A 24802-nucleotide genomic window follows, 5' to 3' on the forward strand; every position below is an offset into this window, starting at 1 on the left:
AAGGGAAGGAGGGGCGTCGAGGATGAGCACCAAGGACTTCATCGAGAAGGACTACTACAAGGTCCTCGGCGTCCCCAAGGACGCCACCGAGGCCGAGATCAAGAAGGCGTACCGGAAGCTCGCCCGCGAGAACCACCCGGACGCCAACAAGGGAAACGTCAAGGCGGAGGAGCGCTTCAAGGAGATCTCCGAGGCCAACGACATCCTCGGCGACCCCAAGAAGCGCAAGGAGTACGACGACGCGCGCGCCCTCTTCGGCAACGGCGGCTTCCGCCCGGGGCCGGGCGGCGCGGGCGGCTCCTTCAACTTCGACCTGGGCGACCTCTTCGGAGGCGGCGCCCAGGGCGGCGGCCAGGGGGCCGGCGGCTTCGGCGGCGGTCTCGGTGACGTTTTCGGGGGCCTGTTCAACCGCGGTGGCGCGGGCGGGCCGGGGACGCGTACGCACCCCCGGCGCGGCCAGGACATCGAGTCCGAGGTCACGCTCAGCTTCACCGAGGCGATCGAGGGCGCGACGGTCCCGCTGCGGATGTCGTCGCAGTCTCCCTGCAAGGCCTGTTCGGGCACCGGCGACAAGAACGGCACACCCCGCGTGTGCCCGACCTGCGTCGGCACCGGGCAGGTCGCCCGGGGCAGCGGCGGCGGCTTCTCCCTGACCGACCCCTGCCCGGACTGCAAGGGCCGCGGCCTGATCGCGGAGAACGCCTGCGACGTCTGCAAGGGCAGCGGCCGGGCCAAGTCCTCCCGGACCATGCAGGTGCGCATCCCCGCGGGCGTCAGCGACGGCCAGCGGATCCGGCTGCGCGGCAAGGGCGCGCCGGGCGAGCGCGGCGGCCCGGCGGGCGATCTGTACGTCGTCGTGCACGTCGACACCCACCCGGTGTTCGGCCGCAAGGACGACAACCTCACCGTCACCGTCCCGGTCACCTTCACCGAGGCGGCCCTCGGTGGCGAGGTGCGGGTGCCGACGCTCGGCGGCCCGCCCGTCACGCTGAAGCTGCCCCCCGGCACGCCCAACGGCCGCACCATGCGCGCCCGGGGCAAGGGCGCGGTCCGCAAGGACGGCACCCGCGGCGACCTCCTGGTCACCGTGGAGGTGAGTGTTCCGAAGGACCTGACGGGGAAGGCTCGTGACGCACTCGAGGCGTATCGCGAGGCGACCGCGGGTGAGGACCCGCGGGCGGATCTGTTCCAGGCCGCGAAGGGAGCATGAGTCAGATGGACGGTCGTCGACGCAATCCGTATGAACTGACCGAGGAGACCCCGGTCTACGTCATCTCGGTGGCGGCCCAGCTGTCCGGCCTGCACCCGCAGACCCTGCGCCAGTACGACCGGCTGGGCCTGGTCTCCCCGGACCGCACCGCGGGCCGGGGCCGGCGCTACTCGGCCCGTGACATCGAACTGCTGCGCACCGTGCAGCAGTTGTCGCAGGACGAGGGCATCAACCTGGCCGGAATCAAGCGCATCATCGAACTGGAGAACCAGGTCGCCGCGCTCCAGGCCCGGGTGGCCGAGATGCAGGACGCGCTCGACGGCGCGGCGGCGGCGATGCGCCAGCGCGAGGCGGCGGTGCACGCGTCGTACCGCCGCGACCTGGTGCCGTACCAGGAGGTGCAGCAGACCAGCGCGCTGGTGGTGTGGCGGCCGAAGCGGCAGCAGCAGTCCGACTGACGCGCGTACGCACGCGAAAGGGGCCGGGAGTCGACTCCCGGCCCCTTTCGCGTACTTGGAGCGCCTTGCCCCGGTTTCGCTGGGCCTCCCGTGGATGACCGGGTGGTGTGCACCACTTGAAGGTGATTCCGCAGAGTCTTCACAACCACTGCGGAGCGTGGTGTTGTCATCTCGTTAAGTGGTTCCGCTTGACGCTGGGGGGCGCGTCCGCGTTGGCTTTTCAGTCACATGGGCACCAAAGCTGCGCCCACGTCCGAATCACACGCGAAGTGAGCCCCCGCATGCGTCGTATCGCCATATCCGTGGCAGCCGCCACGATCTCCGTCACGCTCGCCGGCTGCGGCGCGCTCAACGCGACGGGGAGCAGTGACGACGCGAGTCCGGCGAAGGGCAACGACATCACCGTCGGCCTGCTGCTGCCGGAGAAGGCCAACACGCGCTACGAGAACTTCGACTACCCGATCATCAAGACGAAGGTCGAGTCGCTCACCAACGACAAGGGCCGCGTCGAGTACGCCAACGCCGAGGCGAGCTCGGACAAGCAGGCGACCCAGATGCAGCAGATGATCGACGACCGGGTCGACGTGATCCTGCTGGACGCCGTCGACTCCAAGGCCATCGCGAGCGAGGTGAAGAAGGCGAAGGAGGCCGGCATCCCGGTCATCGCCTACGACCGGCTGGCCGAGGGCCCGATCGACGCGTACATCTCCTTCGACAACGAGCTGGTCGGCGAGGTCCAGGGCCGGACCCTGCTGGAGGCCATCGGCGAGAAGGCGAGCCTCTCCGACAAGATCGTCATGATGAACGGCTCGTCGACGGACCCGAACGCCAAGCAGTTCAAGGCCGGGGCGATGTCCGAGCTGAACGGCAAGGTGACGATCGCCGAGTCCTTCGACACCAAGGACTGGAAGCCGGAGAACGCCGAGGCCAACATGGCCGGCGCGATCCAGAAGATCGGCAAGGGCAACATCGCGGCGGTGTACTCCGCCAACGACGGCATGGCGGGCGGCATCCTCAAGGCGCTCAAGGCCGCGGGCGTGACCGACCTGCCGCCCATCACCGGGCAGGACGCGGAGCTGCCGGCGGTGCAGCGGATCATCAGCGGCGAGCAGTACATGAGCGTGTACAAGTCCTACCCGCAGGAGGCGGAGAACGCCGCGGAGATGGCGGTCGCCAAGGTCCAGGGCCGCGACATCCAGTTCGCCGCACTCACCCGCGACAAGGTCGACAGCCCCACCCACAAGGGCATCCCGGCCCAGCTCGTGCCCGTGGTCGCGCTCACCAAGGAGAACATCAAGGACACGGTGGTCGCGGACGACATCTACAAGCTGTCGGACATCTGCACGGCCGAGTACAAGGCGGCGTGCCGGGCCATCGGTCTGAAGTAGCCGCGCGCCCGGCGCACATCGCGCCGGGCTCACCCACCCCTGACGGGCTGCCGCGACAGGACCGTGTGAGGCCTGGAGGTTCCGGTGCGTACCGGTGGTTTCCGGTGGTCGCCGCGCGGGGAGCCGTGTTGCGGAGCACGCCCCGTCCGCGCATAGTTGCGCTGCGGAAACACGGCGGAACCGGGGGTGGGATGGGCGATGGCCGGGCACGGGGCGGAGCAGCATCCACACGGTGCCGACCGACTGTGCGAGGCCGGGGATCGCGTGTATTCCCGGGCCGTACGGCGCGGCCGGGTGCCGCGCCAGGACGCGGATCCGGTGCCCTGCCTGCTGGAACTCGCCCTGCTGCACCCGGATCCCGACGACATGGACTGGCTGGTGCCGACCTCCCCGCAGGAGGTCATGACCCGGCTGCTGCGCGGGATGCACGACGAGGTCAGCGCCAGCCAGCGGCGGGTGGGCTCGGCCGTCGCGGCCGTCGAGTGGTACGCCGGGCTGGGCCGCCAGGTGCGGCCTGCCGCGCCGGCGGCTGAGGGCCCCGCGATCCGGGTCCTGGACGGACTCGCCCGGATCCAGGCCGCGATGGACGAGGCGACCCAGGCGTGCACGGCCGAGGTGCTCACGGTCCAGCCCGGCGGCATCCGCCGCGAGGCGGAGCTGTCCGAGGGGCTGCACCGGGCGCTGGCGCTGCGCGGCCGGGGCGTGCGGATGCGGGACCTGTACACGCATGTCGCCCGGCACGGGCAGGGGTTGCTGACCTATCTGGAGCTGATGGGCGACGCGGTGGAGGCGCGCACGCTGGACGAGGTGATCGACCGGCTGATCCTCTTCGACCGGACGGTGGCGTTCATCCCCGCCAACACCGACCGCACGATGGCCCTCGAGCTACGGCATCCGGCGATCGTGGAGTACCTCGTCACGGTCTTCGACCGGCTGTGGCGCCTGGCCATCCCCCTCAAGGCCCCGCTCCCCGACACCGGCATCGAGGGCATCTCCCACCGGGAGCAGTCGATCGCCGCGCTGCTGGCGGAAGGGCATCAGGACGCCGTCATCGCGGAACGGCTGGGCATAAGCGTCCGGACCTGCCGGGCGCACATCGCGCGCCTCTCGGAGACGCTGGGGGCGGCGAGCCGGACCCAACTCGGTGTACGCATCGCCCAGGCGGGCCTCGACGGCCCGCCCACCTCGGCCCCGTCCCCGTCCCTCAGCGTCCCCGATCAAGGATCCCGGACCGCCCGATGAGGTAGCCGAGCTGCGCCCTGCTCTGACTGCCCAGCGTCGCGGCGAGTTTGGCGATGTGGACGCGCGCGGTGCGGATGTTCATGCCGAGCCGGTCGGCGATGACGGCGTCGGTGTGGCCTTCGACGAGCAGCGCGGCGATGGCGTGCTGGCGGGGGGTGATGCCGTTGTGGGAGGGCTGGGGGGCGGCTTCGGGGTACATGGGTGTGGCCAGGCGCCAGAGGCGGTCGAAAGTGACGGCCAGGTGGTCCGCGATGGCCGGATGCCTGATCTCCAGGGCCAGTTTGCCGTCCTCGCCGGCCGGGACGAAGGCCACCGTGCGGTCGATGAGGACCAGGCGGTCGGGGACTTCGTCCAGCGTGCGGATCTGAACGTCGCCCTTCAGGCGCTCGCAACGAGCCGTGATCAGGGGAAAGTGGCGCATCGTGTGCGGGTACAGGGTGCGGATCCGGCAGCCACGGTCCAGCGCTGCCTGGTCACGGCCGAGTGACGCGGCGTCGGCGGCCTGGCCGCGTTCGCCGGTGAGGCCGGCGCGGGGCTGGACGGTGATCAGTTCCTCGGAGGCATCGGCCACCGCGTCGGTGATGGCCCGATTGATCCGCTCCGTGCCGGTGAGGAGCTGGATCGGTGGAGTCTCACCGGCTCCGGAGGACGGGTCGGCGATCCGCATGAGGGAGCCGAATGTCTCGGCCAGCCGTACTTCGCGCCGCCGCTCGCCGGCGATCCGCTCCTCGGAGCTCCGCAGGAGCCGGTGCAGCGCCACAACCGGAGCGACAGGTTCCATTCGGGTGGGGTCGTCGAGGGCGGGGTGCACCAGACCCAGGTCGACGATGCAGGGGGCGGCCCCGCTCTCCTCGGTCGACAGCCGGCCCTGACGCAGCGCCCGTTCGTACAGGTCCGTGCCCAGGGAGCACAGGTCGTCCTCGCCGTGCTCGCGGTGCGGCCCGCTCACTGCGCGGCACCTGTGCTCTCCAGGATTCCGGACTGCGCGATGAGGAATCCGAGCTGGGCACGACTGCCGCTGCCGAGGGTGGCCGCGAGCTTGGCGATGTGGGCCCGGCACGTGCGGACGTTCATGCCGAGGCGGCGGGCGATGGCCTCGTCGACATGGCCCTCCACGAGGAGCTTGGCGATGGAGTACTGGATGTCCGTGATGCCGTCCGCGGCCGGACCGTAGGGGGCACCGGCGCTCAGCGGAACAGAGCGGCTCCACATGAACTCGAAGACTTTCACCAGGTACCGGACCAGTCCGGGGTGGCGGAGTTCGAGGGCAACCTGCTGGTCGTCACGGGCCGGAATGAACGCGACGGTCCCGTCGCAGACGATGAGCCGCTCGACCACCTCGTCGATCGTGCGGTACTCCGCCTTGCTGTTCGCGAGTTGCGCCACATAGGCCAGTTTTTGAGGGCTGTAGCGAGCCGTGTGCTGGTAGAGCGTCCGGATCCTGACTCCCCGTTCGATCAGGGGCCGGTCCCTTTCGAGTCCTTGGGTGAGGCTTCGCTCGGAGAAGCGGTCGTCACTGGGCTGGATGGTGAGCATCTCCGCCTGGCACTGGGCCGTGGCCAGGTTGAGGGCGGCGTTGATCCGGTCGCCGCCCTCCAGCACCGTGATCGAGTGGTCGGTCGTCGTCAGCTGGGCGCCCAGGGCCATGAACGGCTCGAACGCGTCCGCGATCTTGATCGACAGCTGTCGGCGCTCCGCGATGTCGCGCTCGATCGGGTGCAGACGCTCGGCCAGCGCTACTGTCGGCGGTACCGGCCGCAGCCAGTCCTCGTCGTCCGGGTCCGGGTGAAGAAGGGCGAACTCGACCAGGCAAGGCGCCGACTTCGCGTCCGTGCGTGCGATCCGCCCCGCACGCAGGGCGTTCGCATAGAGTCGGTTCCCTTCCTCGCACAGCTCGGTGACCGCATGGGGATGCGCCGCCTTAGTCTGATTTGCCACGAAATCTCCACCCCCCAGGGTCCTGAACATGCAGGAACATGATGCACCGATTGTGTGGCCATGACGTGTTCGAATGAGCCATCGTCTTACCTGACGGGGGAAGAGGAGACTCACAAGTGAGGACGAAGCCGACTATGCGCAAGAGACTGCTTCGCTCGGTGCTTGCTGCCGCTCTCTCCGCCGTCGCTGTCATCGGAGTGATGGGTTACTCCGGCGCGAAGGGTGACACCCGGGCGGACAGTCACTGGCCGGCGAGCGTCACGAGCGATGTCAAGAGTGACGTCCTGGCGGACAGTCACTGGCCGGCCATCGTCGTGGACTCGGAGCGTTGATGTGACCACTCCACCCGACGACCGCTCCTTCCGCCGCGAGATGGCCACGGCCTACCGCTCCGGCTGGCACTTCATCGACCTGGTCACCGCCATCCCCCACAGCGGCGACTCGTTGATGGTGACCGTGTTCGGCGAGCCGGTGGTCGTCACGCGGGACGAGGACGAGGACGTACGGGCTTACCGGTGTCTGCGGCGGCCTCGGGGGGCGCCGCAGCCGGTGCGGTGCGCCGTACGGTACGGAATGATCTTTGTGAACCTGGACCAGCGGGACCACCAGCAGGTGGAGGCCGACTCCCCTGCCCCGAGGACCATCTCTGCCACCCCCCGCAGTGCCTGACGCGATTCCCCCGTCGTAACAGATCGCTCAGGTGCTTCCCCCCGCAGCGGCGTCACCGTGACCTGAACACGGTGACGCCGCTGCAGTTTTCGGGGACATTTCCGGGTATCGACACCTGGCGTGGGTGGCTGGAACCAGTCGATCACCGGTGTGGATTTTCACTTCGCTCAACCTCGCCCCAGCGCCCGCGTCAGGTGGATCTCGATCACCACGCGCGCCGGGTTCGGCGACGGCGTCCTGCCGTAGCGCTCCGCGTAGCGCCGCTCCGCCTCGGCCACCCGGTCCGGCTCGTCGCGGACGAAGGCCCGGCCCTCCAGCGTCGCCCAGCGGCGGCCCTCCAGCTGGCAGACGGCGACGGCCGCCCCCTGGTCCCCGGCCGCCCGCACGTACCGGACCTTCGCGCTGGCCCGGTTGGTGATCACCCGAGCCAGACGGGCCTCGGGATCGTATGTGACGCCGACGGGTACCAGATGCGGAGTGCCGTCCGGCCGGGGAGTCGTCAGGGTGCACAGGTGCCGCTCCCGCCAGAAGCTGAGATACGACGGGTCCGGAGCGCCGGGGTCGACGGAGTACTTGGTCGCCATGCCCCGGAACTTAGACCCCCGAGCCTCCCGGATCCGCCCTTGAGTGCACTAGACTCAACTTTGTGCAAGCCGTTCGGGTCAGTGCAAGGAGGAGAACGCGAACGTGGACGCCGAGCTGACCAACCGGAGCCGGGATGCGATCAACGCTGCCAGCAACCGGGCCGTGACCGAGGGGCACCCCGACCTCACCCCGGCCCACCTGCTGCTCGCGCTGCTCCAGGGACAGGACAACGAGAACATCACCGACCTGCTGGCCGCGGTCGACGCCGACCAGGCCGCCGTGCGCGCCGGGGCCGAGCGCGTGCTCGCCGGCCTGCCCAGCGTGACCGGATCGACCGTCGCGCCGCCCCAGCCCAACCGCGAGATGCTCGCCGTCGTCGCCGACGCGCAGTCCCGCGCCAAGGACCTGGGGGACGAGTACCTCTCCACCGAGCACCTCCTGATCGCCCTCGCCGCGAAGGGCGGCGCGGCCGGCGAGGTGCTGTCCCAGCAGGGGGCCGACGCCAAGAAGCTCCAGGCCGCCTTCCAGAAGACGCGGGGCCAGCGCCGGGTGACCACGGCCGACCCCGAGGGGCAGTACAAGGCCCTGGAGAAGTTCGGGACGGACTTCACGGCCGCCGCGCGGGAGGGCAGGCTCGACCCGGTCATCGGCCGGGACCAGGAGATCCGCCGCGTCGTGCAGGTCCTCTCCCGCCGTACGAAGAACAACCCCGTCCTCATCGGCGAGCCCGGCGTCGGCAAGACCGCCGTCGTCGAGGGGCTCGCCCAGCGGATCGTGAAGGGCGACGTGCCCGAGTCGCTGAAGGACAAGCGGCTCGTCGCGCTCGACCTCGGCGCCATGGTCGCGGGCGCGAAGTACCGGGGCGAGTTCGAGGAGCGGCTGAAGACCGTCCTCGCCGAGATCAAGGACTCCGACGGGCAGATCATCACCTTCATCGACGAGCTGCACACGGTCGTCGGGGCCGGCGCGGGCGGCGACTCCGCCATGGACGCCGGCAACATGCTGAAGCCCATGCTGGCCCGCGGTGAGCTGCGCATGGTCGGTGCAACGACCCTCGACGAGTACCGCGAGCGGATCGAGAAGGACCCCGCCCTGGAGCGGCGCTTCCAGCAGGTACTGGTCGCCGAGCCCACCGTCGAGGACTCCATCGCGATCCTGCGCGGACTCAAGGGCCGCTACGAGGCCCACCACAAGGTGCAGATCGCCGACAGCGCGCTCGTCGCCGCCGCCTCGCTCTCCGACCGGTACATCACCTCCCGCTTCCTGCCCGACAAGGCCATCGACCTCGTCGACGAGGCGGCCTCCCGGCTCCGCATGGAGATCGACTCCTCGCCCGTCGAGATCGACGAACTCCAGCGCGCCGTCGACCGGTTGAAGATGGAGGAGCTGGCGATCGGCAAGGAGACCGACGCGGCCTCCCGCGAGCGCCTGGAGAAGCTGCGCCGCGACCTCGCCGACAAGGAGGAGGAGCTGCGCGGCCTCACCGCCCGCTGGGAGAAGGAGAAGCAGTCCCTCAACCGCGTCGGTGAGCTGAAGGAACGCCTCGACGAGATCCGCGGCCAGGCCGAACGCGCCCAGCGCGACGGCGACTTCGACACCGCCTCCAAGCTGCTCTACGGCGAGATCCCCGCCCTGGAGAAGGAGCTGGAGGCCGCCAGCGAGGCCGAGGAGGAGGTCGCCAAGGACACGATGGTCAAGGAGGAGGTCGGCGCCGACGACATCGCCGACGTCGTCGCCTCCTGGACCGGCATCCCCGCCGGGCGTCTGATGGAGGGCGAGACGCAGAAACTGCTGCGCATGGAGGACGAGATCGGTAAGCGGCTCATCGGCCAGACCGAGGCCGTGCGGGCGGTGTCGGACGCCGTACGCCGCTCCCGCGCCGGCATCTCCGACCCGGACCGCCCCACCGGGTCCTTCCTCTTCCTCGGCCCGACCGGCGTCGGCAAGACCGAACTGGCCAAGGCCCTCGCCGACTTCCTCTTCGACGACGAGCGGGCGATGGTCCGCATCGACATGTCGGAGTACAGCGAGAAGCACAGCGTGGCCCGGCTGGTCGGCGCCCCGCCCGGATACGTCGGCTACGAGGAGGGCGGCCAGCTCACCGAGGCCGTGCGCAGGCGGCCCTACTCCGTCGTGCTGCTGGACGAGGTGGAGAAGGCCCACCCCGAGGTCTTCGACATCCTGCTCCAGGTGCTGGACGACGGCCGTCTGACGGACGGCCAGGGCCGCACGGTCGACTTCCGCAACACGATCCTCGTCCTGACGTCGAACCTGGGCAGCCAGTACCTGGTCGACCCGGTGACCAGCGAGCAGGAGAAGAAGGAACAGGTCCTGGAGGTGGTGCGGACCTCCTTCAAGCCGGAGTTCCTCAACCGCCTGGACGACCTGGTCGTCTTCTCGGCGCTGACCAAGCCCGAGCTGGAGCGCATCGCGAAGCTCCAGCTGGAGCGGCTGGCCAAGCGGCTCGCCGAGCGGCGCCTCACCCTGGACATCACGCCCGAGGCCCTGGCGTGGCTCGCGGAGGAGGGCATGGACCCGGCGTACGGCGCCCGGCCGCTGCGGCGGCTCGTCCAGTCCGCCATCGGCGACCGGCTCGCCAAGGAGATCCTGTCCGGGGAGATCAAGGACGGCGACACGGTCCGGGTGGACCGCTTCGAGGACGGGCTGCTGGTGGGCCCGGCCACGGGCAAGACGCTGTAGGACCGCCCCGGGTCACATCGTGAACGCCGAGAAGCGCACCAGCGCCGTCTCGGCGTTCTCGTACTCGACCCGCACCTGCACCACGTGTGCCTCCGCCGTGCCGGGAAGGCCGTCCTCGTGCGTCACGTCGAGGCACAGCGCCCCGCAGACACCGCCGCCCGTGCGGGGCCCGGGGGCGTCCGGGTAGGTCGTGCGCAGCCAGTCGCGGACGTCCTCGCGCGGCATCCGCAGCACCGCCGCGTACGCGGTGTCGATGCCCCGCTGCACGGTGCAGTTGTCGACGCGGGCGGTCGCGGGGCGCTCGGCGGCCCCGAAGGCCAGGGCCTCGGCGCAGGGAACCGTCGCCGCCGCGCCCGCGCGGGTGCCGTCCTCGTCCGACCAGGCCCACAGGAACAGGCCGGCGATCAGGACGCCGAGGACCACGACCGGCAGGGCCAGAATGGGCAGGAGGATCCCCCACCGGGTGTGGCCCCTGTTCGCTGCCTGCATGAGCACGGCTCCCTCCGTCGGCTGCTCAGGAGGACGGTTCGGGGTACCCGGAGGTTGCGGCTGACCGGATCCTGTCAGCCGAGGGCTGACAGGGTCTGTCGGGGCTTGCCACCCCCCTCCCCGCATGGGGGAGGATGGCGGAATCCGTACGAAGGGAAATTCACGGTGACCATCGACCCGTCCTCGATTCCGAACTTCGGGGGCCAGCCCGAGCCGCAGCCCGGCGGCCCGGCCGGCCCCGTCGTCCCGGATCAGGACCTCGTGAAGCAGCTCCTCGACCAGATGGAGCTCAAGTACGTCGTCGACGACGAGGGAGACCTCGCGGCGCCGTGGGAGCAGTTCCGCACCTACTTCATGTTCCGGGGAGAGGGAGACCAGCAGGTCTTCTCCGTGCGGACGTTCTACGACCGGCCCCACGCGATCGAGGCCAAGCCGCAGATCCTGGAGTCGATCGACGACTGGAACCGCCGCACCCTGTGGCCCAAGGTCTACAGCCACACCCACGACGACGGCACGGTCCGCCTGATCGGCGAGGCCCAGATGCTGATCGGCATGGGCGTGAGCCTGGAGCACTTCGTCTCCTCGACGGTCAGCTGGGTGCGCGCCGCGATCGAGTTCGACAAGTGGCTCATCGAGCAGCTCGGTCTCGAAGAGGAGATCAACGAGGCGGAGAAGCCCGAGGACGACGAGTAGGCTCCCACGCCGGGGCCACGGCGCGTGGGCGCGTACGAACAGGTACGCGCTGCACGCGCCGTCTGCTTTTTCCGTCAGCGGCGCCATGGCGCCGCATGATCACGGCCAGGTGCTTGCGGGCAGGTGCGCACGAACACCCCGAGGCGGCGCGCTGCCGTCGCGTCCCTGCTGTTTCCCTACGCAGGGCGAGGTCTCGCGTTCGATGGAGGAAGGCATGTCCACGTCCTCACCGGGCCGAACAGTGGTGCTGCCCGTCGGCGACGCCGCCGACGGCGCCCGCTACGGCGTCGGAGCCGCGCTCGCCGTGGCGCTCGTGGCGGTGGTCGCCCAGCTCGCCGAGGGCGGCGCCTCCGACTGATGGACTCCTGCACCGACAGGCGGATGCTCTCGCGTGCTTCCGGACGGAAGACGCAGCTCCGCCCACACCGTCTTGCCCACCGGGCGGCGAGGCGCCGACCCCCAGCGCGCGGCCAGGGTGTCCACCAGGAGCAGCCCCCGGCCCGACTCGCCCTCGGGATGCGACGACGGCGCCACCGTGGGCAGCCGCTTCGCGGAGGCGGCGTCGCGACGTACGGCGTTCGCCGCGAGTTCGCCGACGAGGGCGACCGCGCAGGTGGCGTCCGACGCTGGGGGCGACCCCCTGCTCCATTAATCGGACGGCGTGAAGCCGGGCGAGTTGCGCACCCTGTGGGGAGGAGGGGAACTAGAGGGTCAGCGGCTGGAGCTCATGCTCGTCCCCCGAGGTGGCGGTTTCTGTCAGCACGGCCTGTTCGTCCCTTTCCCCCGCCGTCCGGCACGTCCACTGTCGGAGCCGATCCGTCGTCCCTACGCTGGGAAGTCGACTCGGGGTGCCCGGACCGGCGGGCAGGACGGGGGAGTTCATGCAACGGACTTGGCGGCGTGTACTCGGGGATCTCAGGACTCGCACGAACCTGGACGCGTACGTTGTCTCCGCGTGCGCCTCGGTCTTCGTCGTGCTGTCCCTGGTCGGCGATGTTCTGTCCCAGCGGCTGCAACTGACGGTCGTGTTGGCCGGCGTGGGCCTGCTGGTGTTCCGGATTACGCTGCCGGACCGGCGGGCCGCGGACGTGGACGCGGTCCTTCAGGACCGTACCGATCTCGACTCGGTGCCGGTCTCCGCGCGGCTCGCAGGGGCCCGCGAGGTCGCCGTGTTCGCTCCCTCCGGCATCAACCTGCTGAGTTCTGGCACGTGCGAGGCGCTGCGCAGTCAGGTGCTGGCGCGCGCCGACGGAAAGGTGCGGGTGCTGCTGCTCGACCCCTCCGCGGCGGAGGCGGTGCGGGTGGCCGCCCGGCAGTTGGACGACGGGCTGGAATTCTCGGTGGAGTCGTTGGAGCCATCATTGCGCACAGTGGTCTCCCGCATGGAAATGATGCGCAACTGGAATGTCCCGGGGAGTTTCGAATACCGGTTCATTGACTTCAGTCCCGGATTTAGCATGTTCACCGTCGATCCCGGAACCAATAATGGATCACTGATCGTCGAGTTTCACGCTGTTCACGGGCGTCACACAGGCACCCGTATGCACATTAGCCTGAACCGGTCCAGCAGTAACCGCTGGAATGGCTACTGGGTCGAACAGTTCGAACATCTTTGGGAATTGGGTAGGCGGCCCGGTAGCTGAGCTATGGGCATCGAAGATTCCACTTGTGTGTATTGTCAAAGCCTTGCTCACTCGCTGTTCAGCCGCTGATAATGGGCGGCCCTGTACGTCCCTGGAAAACAGGCGGATCACCCATGAGTTCGACCGTTCCACTCGTCCCCAGACTTGACTTCAAGGGCTGGCACATCGTGCTGCCAGAGCGCGGCCACCAGTTCCTGCTGCCCTCCGAAAATCTCCACGAGCCGTTGGACGCCCAGGTGACCGAACGCAAGTCCGGGTTGTGGATTCTACGAACCGATTCGGGACTCGGCGTGGTGGTTCCGGACGGCGTGGATGTCATACGCAACGGAACGGCCGTCACCGGAATGGCCGTTCTGCACCAGGGGGACAACCTCGAACTCGGCGGCCGTCTCGCGGTCTACGAAGAGGTCCAGCGCCTCACCCTGGCCCTCGGTGACGCTCTGGTGGACCGACGTTGTCCGCACTGCTTCAGCGCCCTTTCGGTGGGAAGCGAGGTGATCCGCTGCCCACTGTGCGGTGAGGGCTACTGCCCGGACTGCTGGGAGCACCTGGCGGGCAGCCGGTGCTGCTCGCGCAACTGCCACTTCTCCCCGGACAGTCAGGGAACGCATGACGGCTGAGCGCTACGCCCAGCTGTCATCGGTCCGGTGGTGGCGCCAGGATCTGCTCAAGACGGCCCGGGCGATCGTGGTCGGAGCCGGCGCCCTGGGCAACGAGGTGGTCAAGAACCTGGCCTTGCTCGGCTGGGGGACGGTGGTCCTGATCGACTTCGACCGTGTGGAGGGCGGCAATCTCGGCAAGTCCGTGCTCTTCACGGAGAAGGACATCGGCCGGCCCAAGGTGGTGGCCGCCCGGGCCGCCGCCACCCGGATCAACCCCGACTGCACCGTCGTACCCCTGGACGGCGAGTTGCGCACCGTGGCGGGCGCCGGACTGTTCGCCCGCATGGACGTCGCCTTCGGCTGCGTCGACAACGCGGCGGCCCGCATCGCCCTCGGCCAGCTCGCGGGCCTCACGGGCTGCCTGTTCGTCGATGGTGGCCTCACCCCCTGGGAGGGGGTGGTCCGGCTGTACGCCCCGGGCGACACCACCCCCTGCTACGTGTGCACGCTGACCGAGGAGGACCTCGTCGACCTGACCCTGCGCCACTCCTGCCTCGCCTACGCCCGCCGCGCACAGTACGGACAGGGAGTGCCCACCACCGCCCTCGGGGCATCGGTGGCGGCAGCGCTCATGGTGCAGCAGGCGGTGAAGTGGATCCACGACGATCCGGAGACGCTGCCCGTCCCCGTCGGGGAGGAGATACGCGTCGACCTCGCCCACGACCGCTACTTTCGCATCTCGCTCCCCCGCCGCGAGGACTGCTGGCTGCACCCGCGGACGGCTTCCCCGGCCTCGGCCCCGGCTGACTGGGTTCACACGGACACCGACTGGGCGGGGCTGCTTTCCTCTTGGCGGGACGCCTCGGAGCAGCCCGACGCGGTGCTGAGGCTGCCCATGGAGATCAACGCGCGTGTGACGTGCCTGCAATGCGGCACCGTGCGGGCGGTCGACCACATCCAGGCAAGCACGGCCGGCCGCGGGGAGGAGGACAACCGCTGCGCCGAGTGCGGCGCACGGACCGTCCCTGACCTGTCCAACGTGGTGACCGGGGACGAAACCTGGGCCAGACTCTCCCCCGGGGAGACCGGCTTCCCCCCGTGGAGCTGGGTCCAGGCCGGTCTCCCGGGCGTCGACACGGTCGTACACCTAGAACTCCCCGGGGCTCCCCCGGAGCCGGAACTGGCAGGACTCGAACCGAGGGGGCGGGAATGACCTCACCTCACCTCAGACGGCTCGCCAACGACTACGCGGGAATGCTCGACCTCGCCGGGAGCAGTGAACTCATCAGCTTTCACAGTTTGGGAAGCCCGCCTTCGAAGTACATCGTGAAAATGACCTGTCTGGGCCTGGTGCAGGTGAAAGACATCCTGCTCCGGTCGAGCGAGCACGAATTCGATCTGCTGTTGAGCGAGAACTTTCCGAAGCTGCCCCCCACGGTCGTGTGGAAGACGGCTATCTTCCATCCGAACTTTAAACCCCCGGACATCTGCATGGGGGACATCTGGTACCCGGGACTCTCACTCGCCGAACTGTGCGTCGCGCTCTGCGAGCTCGTCCAGTACAAATCATTCAACATCTACGACCCACTCGATGCGCAGGCCGCCCTGTGGCTCTGGGAGGAGCTGAGCCGGGACGAGTCGATTGTGCCGATCGACGGTCGTCCGGTCGTCAATCCGCAGTTCGAGATAACGGCTTCTCCACGCCACGAGTCGGTGGAGGAATAGACAGCATGCACAAGCTCGACGCACACACTATCGCCGAATATTTCGACCAACTCGGCTGGAACTACCGCATCGTCGACGCAAGCACCGTGCTCTCCGGCGTACGCTGCCTGATTCCCTGCTACGACTACCGGGCCGCGCTGGAGATACGCGCCGGCGAACCCTGGGTCTACCTTCGTGTCCTCCTGCAGCGCGACGTCCTGCCCGCCCGGCGCGTCACCGTGCTGCGCTTCCTCTCCCGCTGGAACCAGCGCTGCCACCAGGCCCGGCTGCTCCTGGTCGACGACTGTGTCGTCGTCCAATCCGAAATAGCCTCCGTGCAATGCCACTTCGGCACCTTCCGCGACGCGCTGTCCGCTGTGTGCCGGTACAGCGAACTCGTCGGGGTGGAGGTTTCCGTACTCGCCACGAACCCCGCCGCCAGCGAACTCTACGAGGCGGTCGAAGACGCCCGCCAGAACGACTACTCGCCCACCGCCGGCCGGGGAGTCACGGCCGAAGAAGTGGACTTCGACTTCGATCTCGTGGTGAATCCCATGTCGTCGTCCGCAGTCGTCCCTGCAACTCCAACCGCTGCGAGGTAAGCATGACAACCCCCGCTCCGGAGGCGATTCCCATCATTCTCCGCGCGAGTTTCGGTACCAACTCCTGGGACCTTTCCCTGCCCTTGGACATCAATATTTCGGCCATCATCCGAAAACTCATCCGGTCGGGCCTGGGGTTCGAAGAGCAGGACAGCACCGGCGCCCGCATCCCCTACCGGCTCTACTGGCAGGAGGGCAACCGCTACCTGCTGGAGGGCGAGACCCTCCGCACCGCGCAGGTCGCCGCCCGTCACACCCTGACCATGTCGGCCGAGGCACGTGCGGGTGCCCTCGACCGGGAGTCACGGGCATCGGCCGGGGCCCGGCCATGACCGATGCCGACGAGGACTTCTCGATCAGCCCGGTTCCGAGGATCTCGCTGAAGGACACACCCGCGAGCATCGCCGAACTGCCGCTGGGAGCCCACGGTTTCCGCCTTGAGGTCGCCGATCACGTGTTGTCTGGCTTGCGCAGCCACGCCGCGCTTGACACCGAGCAGGAGTGCGGGGGCGTCCTGCTGGGACGGCACTACCGTTCCGACGACAGGTACGCAGTACGGATCACCGACTCTCTCGCGGTGCCCACCGAGAGTCGCAGCCAGGTGCACTTCGACTTCGACGCCACCTCGATGGACGCCATCTTCACCCGCCTGGGGGACGGTACCGAGGAGTACGTGGTCGGCTGGTACCACTCGCACGTGGCGGGTGTCCCGTTCATGTCCGGCACCGACCGGCGCACCCACCGCCGCCACTTCACCGAGCCCTGGTACGTGTCCTGTGTGGTCGGGGCCGGCGAGTGGGGCGTACCGGTGGGCTTCTGGCGGTGGGCCGGTGATCGGCTTCGCGCCGTCGACGAATACTGCGTCACGACGCGGGCCGTCCCGCCGTACGCGGTGCTGGAGAACCACCGGCGTTACCTGCGGGCCTGCGGCATGCCGGAGGACTCCGCAGAGACCTCCGCCCTACGTGCGATGAGCGTGTTCCCGGCCCTCGGCATCGATCCGCGCGGCCCGCTCGGGCAGGCCCTGCTGCCGTCGAAGGAGCCCTCGGACGGCCGCCGATGGCTGCCGGGGAACGGCTCCGATCTCCAGCTGATCGTCGGGCTCGCGAGCGCAGCGGCCGGAGAGCCGAGCGCCGCGGCCGAACTGGCAGTGCTCAGGGAACGGCTCTTGATGACCCGTCCTCTGCGGGACGTCCTGCACCGAACACTGTTCAACGGCGACTTCACCGATCTGCTGGCTGTACACCGCGGTGTCTGCTGCGCGCTGGACCCGGACGAGGAAATGGTCCGTCGCTACGACATGGCGCGCGGCGGGGCGATGCACGTAGCCCTCGGCGTCCGTCTGGACACCCTCTCCTTCGGCCCCGAAGGGGATCTTTTCCTCACCACGGACGACCAGCGACTCCTCAAGCTGCCCCCGACCGTCAAGCAGGAGGGAGCAGGCTACCAGTACGAGTTCCACACCATGCTGCTGTCGGGGCTCGGCGGCACCTGCCGGCAGCTCCTCGCCGCCCAGGACGGGCTATGGATGCTCACCGACGACGACCGCTGGCTCCGCTACCCCTATCCCAGGCGCATCGAGGCCATCAGCCCACTGGGATCGGGCGGCCTGCCGCCCGCCGACAGTCACTTCGTGCTGGAGGAGCCGGCACCCGAGTCCCCCTCGTCCCCCTCCTCCCCATCGTATGGATCCGCCGTGTTCCTGCTCACCGCGGACAGCGGCTCGCTCGGCACCTGGCGGTGGGAGGCCGGGACCTGGGCGGAGCAGAGCATGTCGAAACTGCCGGTGCCGTTCCGTGACGCGTCCGTCGTCCAGGCCTGTGTCGGTGGGCCGGGCATCTACCTTCTGTTCGAGAACGAGATGGGACATCAACTCGCCCTTTTCGCAAGAGACTCACTGAAGTTGCTCTGCCACTTCCTCGACATCGACACCAGCGAACCGGTCAACCCCACGGGCCTGTGCGCGGACAGCATCGGGCGGGTGTACGTCCGGACCGAGGACGAGTTGTACCGGGTCAGGATCTGAAGGAGACGGCGGATCGTGACCGACGGGGAGGGGGCGGTGAACATGCCGGAAGTGCTGAACGGTTTGCTGGGCGGTGATCCGGCACGTGCGGCGCGTGGGTTCGCCACGACCCATGGTCTGCCTCAAGAGCGCCAGGCGCCGGGGGCGGCGGTCGTCGATGCCGAGGCCGTCCGCGCGCTGGTCGACGCGCTGCGTGAGGGGCGGCCCGCGGACGCGGAATGGTGGACGCTGGTCGCGGAGCTCTGGCTCGCTCTGGGCATGGCCGGTATGGCGATCTCCTGCACCCTGCGCGCCCGGCAACTGATCAATCAGGGGGCACCGGCCGTCCCGGACCTGGTCCGCCGACTCAGCGGGACGGACAGATCAGCAAGGGCCGCCCTCGTGGCCACCGCCCCCTCCGCCGATGCGACGCCCGTGTCTCCCGGACCCGAGGCCGCCTACACCAAGTACGTGAGAATGCTCGAACACCGGGAGCGCGGCAGGTTCCAGATCGACGCGGAACTGAAGCGAAGGTGGCAGCGCGAGGGCCAGCATCGGCTGATCGTGGAGAGCCTGCTCGCCCACGCGGCCACCAACCGTCTCGATTTCTGGCTGTTCTACTCCGGCACCGAGGAACTGGTTCGCTGCGGAAGGGCGTTGCACACGCTGGGTGACCGGATCTCGGCCTATGCCTGCTTCAGCCTGGTGGTGTCCGTGCACGGTGAACCCATGTCGGATCCCGACGAGCACCCCGACGACCCTCATCTGCGCTACGCGTATGCCTATCTGAGCCGTTCGCCCGGTCTGGCGGACCGACTTGGGGATCCGTCGCCGCCAGGCCATCGCATACGGGGGGCTGCGCTCCTCGAATGGCTCGAGCGGGAGGGCCTGCAGGCGGAACTGCTGACGGGCCCGTATGTGCACGAGTTGAGTGCCGGGCCGATGCGGGGTCGGCTCCGGACGTTGCGCCGGCAGGTCGAGGGCATCGCCCAGCGCAACGGCTGGTTTCTGCCCCTGATCGAGGAGGAACTGCTGCCCCCCGGCCCCTACGCCACAGACGCGATGACACCGGTCACCGCTGCTGCTCCTCCACCGTCGGCCGCACTTCCGGGCGGTGCGCGCCGCGTCCGCGGGGCGGTGCGGGCCGGCGTGGGTGCGGCTGCGCGGTTCGGCTGCTCCGCGCCGGAGAGTCTGGCCGGGGACCTGCCCACGATCACGCCGGCGAACCTGCCGGAGACATTGTCACCGGACATGCGCAGACTGCTGACCGAACTCTTCGCGGCCCCCTCGGCTCCCGCGCTGTTGCGGACGGTGGTCGGCATAGGTCCGGACGGTGGCGACCGGATCCTGGAGATCGCGCCGGGCAGCCCGGCCGTGCTGCTTGGCACCGCCGGCGAGGTGGACATGACCGGGCACATCGCGGCGGAGCTCGTGGCCTCTGGCATCCCGGTGCTGTGGGCCTGCCCTCCCGGACCGGAGGGCTCCGCGCACCGCGTCACGGACGGCTGGCACCGACTGCGCGACGGGGGGCACTGGGGACGGCGCGCGGGTTCCTGGGTGTCCGAGTTCAAGCATGCCGACACCCGGGCCGCGGTCCTCGACTGCCTGATCTCCGGGGCAGCTCCGTGCCCGGATCCGGCGGGCGACGATTGTCTGAGCGGACTGCTCGACGCCGTCTGCGGCGACCAGGGAGCGGAAGACCTGGCTGACGGCGGCCGCCAGTCCCTGCGCCGGCTGGCCGCCCGGGTGGTCGAGGCCCGGGCCCACATCGACTACTCGGGCCCAGCCGCCCTGCGCCGCATCGCCCTGTTGCTGGAGCGCACCACCAGGGCAGCGGAGTCCCTGCGCGAGGCCATCTCGATGAGCTGGTCGGATCCGCCCGTTCCGATGCCGAACGCGCCGAGTGCGGTGGTCCTGGAGCTGCCCGTCGACGACCCGACGGCCGCGGCTGTGGCGCTCACCCTTGTCATCGGTTCGCTGCTGCGGACCGCCGATGCTGTGCGCGACGTCGACGCCGTTCCGGGAGCCGCGACCGATGTCTGGCCGGAGGGGTTCGATCTCAAGGTACGGCCGCGAGGCGCCGAAGAGCGGACCGACGAGACCGGAGCGGACTCCGCCGGCCCGTCCGTGACCCCGGCCCCCGTCTCCGGGCTCGATGACCAGGACTACTACTTCGGTACGTTCGGCACCGGCCCTACCGTGCGGGCCGAGCTCGCCTCGGCCTGGACGGAGCACGGGATGGTCCATCCGCACTGCTGGCAGCCGCTGTGTGTATTGGTGTCCGCGAATCTGGCGACCGTGCCGGTCCGGCTCCTCGAACGCTTCGGCGGCGACGGGGCCGCCCACGAGCACGGGCTGATCGTCGCGAGCCCCTTCGTCTCGCCTGCCGAACTGCGTACCGCGACCCGCTACAGCACGTTCCTGGTCGGCCGGTCGGTCGAGCGACACGATGAACTGCGTACGGCCTTCGAGGTGGGGGCCGGGGTGCGGCTGCCGTCTCCGGCGGACACCCGGGACGCGGACGCGTGCCTGGTGCGGTGCGCCGGACCCGACGGCACGCGTTGCGACCCGCTGGTGCTGTGGCCCCGGATCTCGACTGGAGGGGGGGAATGACCATGCCGTACCCCGAAGACTGGCGCAGCCATTACGAACAGGGAATCAAGACGATGCGGGAGGAACGGTTCGAGGACGCCCAAGCGCACTTCGACAAGGCCGTCGAGGCCGGTGCCGACCGCTGGGAGGCCTACTACGCCCGTGCCTGGGTCACGCTGATGTACCTGGACGGCAGCGTCGACTCCCGGCTGAGCACCGCGGAGAGCGATCTCGCCCGCGCAGTCGAGGAGTTCGGGGCCGGAGCCGACGCCACCGCGCTGCGGGGGGAGATCGCCCGGCGGCGCGGGGACGACGAACAGGCCCTTCGGCACTATCTGCACGCTCTCGGTCGCAGCAGCAGGCCCCACGTCGTGGAGGAACAGGTCTGCGACACACTGTCCGACCTGCTGGAGGAAGTGGAGGGGCAACCCGACACCGAGTCCGCGCTGGAGCGCTGCGAGCGGCTAATACGGCTGGTGCAGGCAGCGCCGTTGCCGCCAAAGCGCGCCGATGAACTGCTGGCCGAGGTGATCGCCAGCCGAGCCCACTGCCACCGTGCGGCGGGTCACCAGGGGGCCTACCAGGAAGACGTCGACACGGTCGCGCGGCTGGACCCGGAGCACCCCATGGCCGCCGACGGCAAGGCCAAGGCGGGGTCGAACGGCACTGCGCCGCCGACGTCCGTCTCCTCCGAACCGACGTTCGCGTCAGTGGGCGGGCTGGATCACCCGGGCAGCTTCATGGACACCGTCAAGCAGTTGTTCGAGACCTACTTCGCCACGCCAGACGTCGAAGCGCTGCGGCGGAAACTGACGGAGTACGGGCAGACGCCGACCCAGTCACTGCTGATGTTCGGCCCGTCCGGCTGCGGCAAGACACACATCATCCGAGCCCTCGCCGGGGAGTACAGGGCTCGGCACCACCTGGAACTGCCGATCGTCCGGATCCGCCTCAACGAGGTCCTCAACCGGTACGTCGGCGACGATCAGAAAGCCCTGACCAACCTCATCGACCAGGTCATCGACGTCCAGCCGGCCATCCTCTTCGCCGACGAGGTGGACGCTATCGGCATGTCCCGTGAGGACAGCCAGGACTGGCGAATCCATCTGGCGGCGCACTGGATCCAGGAGGTCGACCGGCTGCGTGAGTCGGGCGCCTCCGTTCTGTTCTTCGGTTGCACCAACCGCATCTGGGCCATCGATCCGGCGATGCTGCGCCGCTTCGATCAAATGCTGCCGGTGGAGCTCCCTGGCCCGGAGGTACGCTCCCAGGTCTTCGAGCTCTACATCAATCGGCTCAGCACCCGGGTGCGCCCGGAGGCGGTCGATCTGAAGCTTCTGGCGGAGCGGTCGCACGGACTGACACCCGGCGATATCCAACAGGTGGTGAGCCGTGCTTCCCAGGACCTGCTGGGCCGTCGTGACGGCTCCGAACGACTCACCCAGGAAGCCCTGTTGCGGGTTCTGCGGGCCCGCAGCCAGCCCATGCACGTCAGGGAGTGGGTGCGTCAGTCGGTCAGCGCGCTGCGCAATAACCATCTCGACGCCATGGCGGAGCAGGTCGAGCGAACGTATGGACCGTTCGTCGCCGACTTCGACGCGTTGACGCAGGACGTGGGCCCGGGGATGCCCGCCTGGCGGGCCGTACCGGAGAACGCCTGGACCGAACAGCCCCACTTCGACCTCAGTCTCATGCGGAAAATCCGGAGATGACAGTGAGCGCAAAAGACACGGTCGGCTTTCTGGTCGATCACCTGAAGACGGTGTGTTCCCCGAAACCACGTGACGGCAAGCCGGTCTTCTGGCTGGGCGCCGGCTGCTCGACCCACGACGGTGTGCCGCTCAACGCCGAGTTACTGCGGCTGGCCCTGCCCGATGACCGGGGTACCTGGGGCAGTCCTCAGTACCGGTTCGACGTCTTCTGCGACAACCTCGGAGCCGACCGGTCCCGGGCCGACTTCCTCACTCCATACGTCGAACGGCCCCTGAAGCCCGACTCGCCCTATCACGGTCTCACCCGGTTGATGCGAGACGGGTACGCCGATGTAGTCTTCACCTTCAACATCGACGACCTGTTGGAACAGGCCTTTCAGGAGGCCGGGTTGCGCGAGCACAGGGACTATCAGGTGATCCTTGTGCCGGAACTGGTGCCGAACGTCGTCGTCCAGCGGCTCTCCCCGCACCAAGGGCCGCGCCTACGAATCGTGAAGCTCCACGGCGACTACCGGTGGGGCATCAACTGCATGACCAGTACCGAGATCACGCAGTACCCGGAGGTCATCCGCAAGGCGGTGGAGGTCTGGTCGGGGCAGCCCGCCGTGGTGTGCGGTTACTCCTTCTTCCATCTCAACGTACTGGAGGCGTTCAGCCGTACCGGCTCCTACATGGTTTACGCCAATCTGCGGTTCCCCGACGCGCCCATGGTGCTGTCCTTGATGTCGGCCAGGAACCCCAACTCGGCGTGGTTCGTCGACGGCGACCTCGGCTCCTTCGGCGGGTTCGTGGCCGCGTTGGAGGACGGGCTGAGGCCATGAGCGAAGTGGACGTCAAGCTGTTCGGGGCGCATCTGAAGGTGCATCCGCGCGACGGAACATGGAGAGCTGCGCTCGTTGTCGGATTCGACGGAGGTGCCGCTCTCCTCGGGCATGACGGACCCGAGGTCTTCCAGGACGACCTACTGGTCCCGCAGTACCGCAGGGTCGAAGTGGCCTGGCGCAACATGCTGCACGATCAGAAATACCGCACCGACTGGATGAAGAAGCACACCTCGTCGTCGTCCCCGAACAAAAAGCCGGACATGAAGGCCATGTGGTGCATCGCGCGGATGGTCCGGGACGGGTACATCCGGACGATCATCGCCACGGACAACGCGGGCGTGTTCTACAACGCCTTGACCGAACTCGGCGTGACGATGACGAAGTACCGGTGCAGTGAGTTTCTGCCCAACGCCCTGCCGGTCAAGGCCGCCGGCTCCGGTTCTCTCTTCATCGATGGCGGAGAACTTCTGCTCCGCGAGTGCGAGCCGGACAGCTTGGGTAACGGATCAGAGCACACCGAGAAAGTACACCAAGCTCTCCAGAGCTATCTGGCCGGCTTCAACGCCGTCTATTGCTGGGGATGGTGCAACGTCAACTACTCGATCAAGGACATCTTGCCCGTCTCGAGTGAGCGCCTGAAGATCCTCGGCTGGTACGAGTCCACGCTGAACGGGATTATGCTGAGATCCAACGAGTTCTCGCTGGTGGAATGCGACGGTTCCGGTCTGTCCAAGACTGCGGACACCGAGATATTCCACCGGCTGGCCGACGAGCTGTTCGACGACGAGGAGCCCCCGAACTCAACCGCCCGGCAGCAGCCCGCGCCGGAGCCGACCCGGCCTGTCCTGCCGAACTCGATCCCATGGACGCTGCTCTCCGAGGAATGGCGGGCCCAATTGGTCACCAATGTCGAGCAGCACCACGTCAGTTATGTCGGCGTCGACGGCGAAGTGACCCGCGGATACTGCTTCGACTGGCTCGCCGCCGAACTGAGGGGGCGCGGCCACAACGTCGTCGAGCGCGCCGACAGCGACATCTCGGCCCTGGGCAAGAAAGCCACCTTGATGTCCGGGCTCGACCAGGACATCTGGTTCGTTGGTCGGCTCAACGGCAGCGCGACGATCGACCAGGAGTGGCGCAGCACGCTGTTGTCCTACTCTCAGCACTGGCACGGCCGCTCCGACGCGCCGGAGGACGGACGGACCGGTGCCGGATCACGCATCGTGCTGCTTCTTCCGGACATGGCCACGGCCAGGCTGGAGAGCTCGCTGCCCAAGAACGGCGATACCTGTGTCATGTCCGTATTCGACGACAGTCACTTGGACCAGGACACCGTCTTCAATTACGTGGAGTCGACAGCCGGGCCGCCCATCGCGGACATCACCGCCGTGGATGTCTCCAGGCTCGCGAAAGGGATGATCGACCGGTGCCGGGCCAGCGACGCCCCACCGCTGGACTGGCTGCACGACGCCCTGGACCTGTGGCGACGGCTGCTCCAGTCGGCGATCACCGACCGAGCCTCCGCTGGTGCGGGCTCCGGTCATGAGGCCGTGCTGGCCTACGACGATCTCCGTCGGCTCTGGGAAGAAGCCGTCAGCCTCATGGCCAATGCGGAAGTACCGCTGGACTTCGACCTCGGACCTGTGCATCTTCGAATCGAGGACAACCCCCCTCATGGCGCCAATCCCTGCGAGGACGACGACCCACTCGACTTCGATCTCGGCCCTGCGAAGCTCCGGCAGTAGG

General features: G+C 68.7%; 22 protein-coding genes and 1 pseudogene. 18 read left to right on the top strand and 5 right to left on the bottom strand.

Annotated elements, in window-relative coordinates:
* The first annotated feature begins 22 nt into the window (after positions 1–22).
* From dnaJ to AB0E85_RS23900, 4 genes are all read left to right on the top strand, one after another.
* Positions 23–1210 carry a molecular chaperone DnaJ gene (gene dnaJ / locus AB0E85_RS23885; protein ID WP_361930583.1) on the top strand — a complete coding sequence of 396 codons (1188 nt, stop codon included), beginning with the start codon at positions 23–25 and terminating at the stop codon, positions 1208–1210.
* 5 nt (positions 1211–1215) lie between these two features.
* Positions 1216–1668 (top strand): helix-turn-helix domain-containing protein, encoded by a 453-nt coding sequence (locus AB0E85_RS23890; protein ID WP_033310108.1) that lies wholly within the window; start codon positions 1216–1218, stop codon positions 1666–1668.
* A gap of 281 nt (positions 1669–1949) precedes the next feature.
* Positions 1950–3056, top strand: coding sequence for a substrate-binding domain-containing protein (locus tag AB0E85_RS23895; protein WP_361930585.1), 1107 nt, complete (start codon positions 1950–1952; stop codon positions 3054–3056).
* Positions 3057–3254: 198 nt separating this feature from the next.
* Positions 3255–4298 carry a LuxR C-terminal-related transcriptional regulator gene (locus AB0E85_RS23900; RefSeq protein ID WP_361930588.1) on the top strand — a complete coding sequence of 348 codons (1044 nt, stop codon included), beginning with the start codon at positions 3255–3257 and terminating at the stop codon, positions 4296–4298.
* On the opposite strand, the gene AB0E85_RS23905 is transcribed toward AB0E85_RS23900, so the two are convergent.
* Both AB0E85_RS23905 and AB0E85_RS23910 read right to left on the bottom strand, forming a co-directional pair.
* The gene (locus AB0E85_RS23905) at positions 4261–5247 is read right to left on the bottom strand and encodes a helix-turn-helix transcriptional regulator (RefSeq protein ID WP_361930590.1); all 987 of its coding nucleotides are present in this window, start codon (positions 5245–5247) and stop codon (positions 4261–4263) included. The genes AB0E85_RS23900 and AB0E85_RS23905 overlap by 38 nt on opposite strands.
* Entirely contained in the window at positions 5244–6266 is a 1023-nt protein-coding gene (locus tag AB0E85_RS23910; RefSeq protein WP_361930593.1) for a helix-turn-helix transcriptional regulator, read from the bottom strand. Before AB0E85_RS23910 ends, AB0E85_RS23905 begins: the two co-directional genes overlap by 4 nt.
* Before the next feature lie 303 nt (positions 6267–6569).
* Here AB0E85_RS23910 and AB0E85_RS23915 point away from each other — a divergent pair, with 303 nt between their 5' ends.
* Entirely contained in the window at positions 6570–6905 is a 336-nt protein-coding gene (locus AB0E85_RS23915) for a hypothetical protein (RefSeq protein WP_031142435.1), read from the top strand.
* Between the two features lie 167 nt (positions 6906–7072).
* On the opposite strand, the gene AB0E85_RS23920 is transcribed toward AB0E85_RS23915, so the two are convergent.
* Positions 7073–7489, bottom strand: coding sequence for a TIGR03618 family F420-dependent PPOX class oxidoreductase (locus tag AB0E85_RS23920; RefSeq protein WP_361930596.1), 417 nt, complete (start codon positions 7487–7489; stop codon positions 7073–7075).
* A gap of 103 nt (positions 7490–7592) precedes the next feature.
* Between AB0E85_RS23920 and clpB the strand changes: the two genes are divergently transcribed.
* Positions 7593–10190, top strand: a complete 2598-nt coding sequence (gene clpB / locus AB0E85_RS23925) for an ATP-dependent chaperone ClpB (RefSeq protein ID WP_361930599.1) — start codon at positions 7593–7595, stop codon at positions 10188–10190.
* Between the two features lie 12 nt (positions 10191–10202).
* On the opposite strand, the gene AB0E85_RS23930 is transcribed toward clpB, so the two are convergent.
* The gene (locus AB0E85_RS23930; RefSeq protein ID WP_361930602.1) at positions 10203–10679 is read right to left on the bottom strand and encodes a hypothetical protein; all 477 of its coding nucleotides are present in this window, start codon (positions 10677–10679) and stop codon (positions 10203–10205) included.
* Between the two features lie 165 nt (positions 10680–10844).
* Between AB0E85_RS23930 and AB0E85_RS23935 the strand changes: the two genes are divergently transcribed.
* A complete protein-coding gene (locus AB0E85_RS23935) occupies positions 10845–11372 on the top strand; it encodes a YbjN domain-containing protein (protein ID WP_361930605.1) in 528 nt (175 codons plus the stop codon).
* A 279-nt stretch (positions 11373–11651) separates the two neighbouring features.
* On the opposite strand, the pseudogene AB0E85_RS23940 reads toward AB0E85_RS23935, so the two are convergent.
* A pseudogene (locus AB0E85_RS23940) lies at positions 11652–12075 on the bottom strand (ATP-binding protein); the annotation flags it as partial.
* 271 nt (positions 12076–12346) lie between these two features.
* Here AB0E85_RS23940 and AB0E85_RS23945 point away from each other — a divergent pair.
* The 11 genes from AB0E85_RS23945 (at position 12347) to AB0E85_RS23995 (ending at position 24801) form a co-directional block, all read left to right on the top strand.
* A complete protein-coding gene (locus AB0E85_RS23945) occupies positions 12347–13015 on the top strand; it encodes a hypothetical protein (protein ID WP_361930607.1) in 669 nt (222 codons plus the stop codon).
* Between the two features lie 113 nt (positions 13016–13128).
* Positions 13129–13635 carry a hypothetical protein gene (locus tag AB0E85_RS23950; protein ID WP_361930610.1) on the top strand — a complete coding sequence of 169 codons (507 nt, stop codon included), beginning with the start codon at positions 13129–13131 and terminating at the stop codon, positions 13633–13635.
* A complete protein-coding gene (locus tag AB0E85_RS23955) occupies positions 13625–14830 on the top strand; it encodes a ThiF family adenylyltransferase (RefSeq protein ID WP_361930613.1) in 1206 nt (401 codons plus the stop codon). The genes AB0E85_RS23950 and AB0E85_RS23955 overlap by 11 nt, the downstream gene beginning before the upstream one ends.
* Positions 14827–15342, top strand: a complete 516-nt coding sequence (locus tag AB0E85_RS23960) for a ubiquitin-conjugating enzyme E2 (RefSeq protein WP_361930616.1) — start codon at positions 14827–14829, stop codon at positions 15340–15342. The genes AB0E85_RS23955 and AB0E85_RS23960 overlap by 4 nt, the downstream gene beginning before the upstream one ends.
* Before the next feature lie 5 nt (positions 15343–15347).
* Entirely contained in the window at positions 15348–15923 is a 576-nt protein-coding gene (locus tag AB0E85_RS23965) for a hypothetical protein (RefSeq protein ID WP_361930619.1), read from the top strand.
* A 2-nt stretch (positions 15924–15925) separates the two neighbouring features.
* Positions 15926–16255 (top strand): hypothetical protein, encoded by a 330-nt coding sequence (locus AB0E85_RS23970; RefSeq protein WP_361930620.1) that lies wholly within the window; start codon positions 15926–15928, stop codon positions 16253–16255.
* Positions 16252–17949 (top strand): Mov34/MPN/PAD-1 family protein, encoded by a 1698-nt coding sequence (locus tag AB0E85_RS23975; protein WP_361930623.1) that lies wholly within the window; start codon positions 16252–16254, stop codon positions 17947–17949. The genes AB0E85_RS23970 and AB0E85_RS23975 overlap by 4 nt, the downstream gene beginning before the upstream one ends.
* Before the next feature lie 15 nt (positions 17950–17964).
* Positions 17965–20541 carry a hypothetical protein gene (locus tag AB0E85_RS23980; protein ID WP_361930626.1) on the top strand — a complete coding sequence of 859 codons (2577 nt, stop codon included), beginning with the start codon at positions 17965–17967 and terminating at the stop codon, positions 20539–20541.
* A gap of 2 nt (positions 20542–20543) precedes the next feature.
* The gene (locus tag AB0E85_RS23985) at positions 20544–22232 is read left to right on the top strand and encodes an AAA family ATPase (protein WP_361930629.1); all 1689 of its coding nucleotides are present in this window, start codon (positions 20544–20546) and stop codon (positions 22230–22232) included.
* Entirely contained in the window at positions 22229–23053 is an 825-nt protein-coding gene (locus tag AB0E85_RS23990) for an SIR2 family protein (RefSeq protein WP_361930632.1), read from the top strand. The genes AB0E85_RS23985 and AB0E85_RS23990 overlap by 4 nt, the downstream gene beginning before the upstream one ends.
* Complete coding sequence (locus AB0E85_RS23995; protein ID WP_361930635.1) at positions 23050–24801, top strand: hypothetical protein; 1752 nt, start codon at positions 23050–23052, stop codon at positions 24799–24801. Before AB0E85_RS23990 ends, AB0E85_RS23995 begins: the two co-directional genes overlap by 4 nt.
* Position 24802: the final 1 nt, after the last annotated feature.

It is taken from the genome of Streptomyces sp. NPDC029044, from assembly GCF_040637495.1.
Lineage (GTDB): Bacteria > Actinomycetota > Actinomycetes > Streptomycetales > Streptomycetaceae > Streptomyces.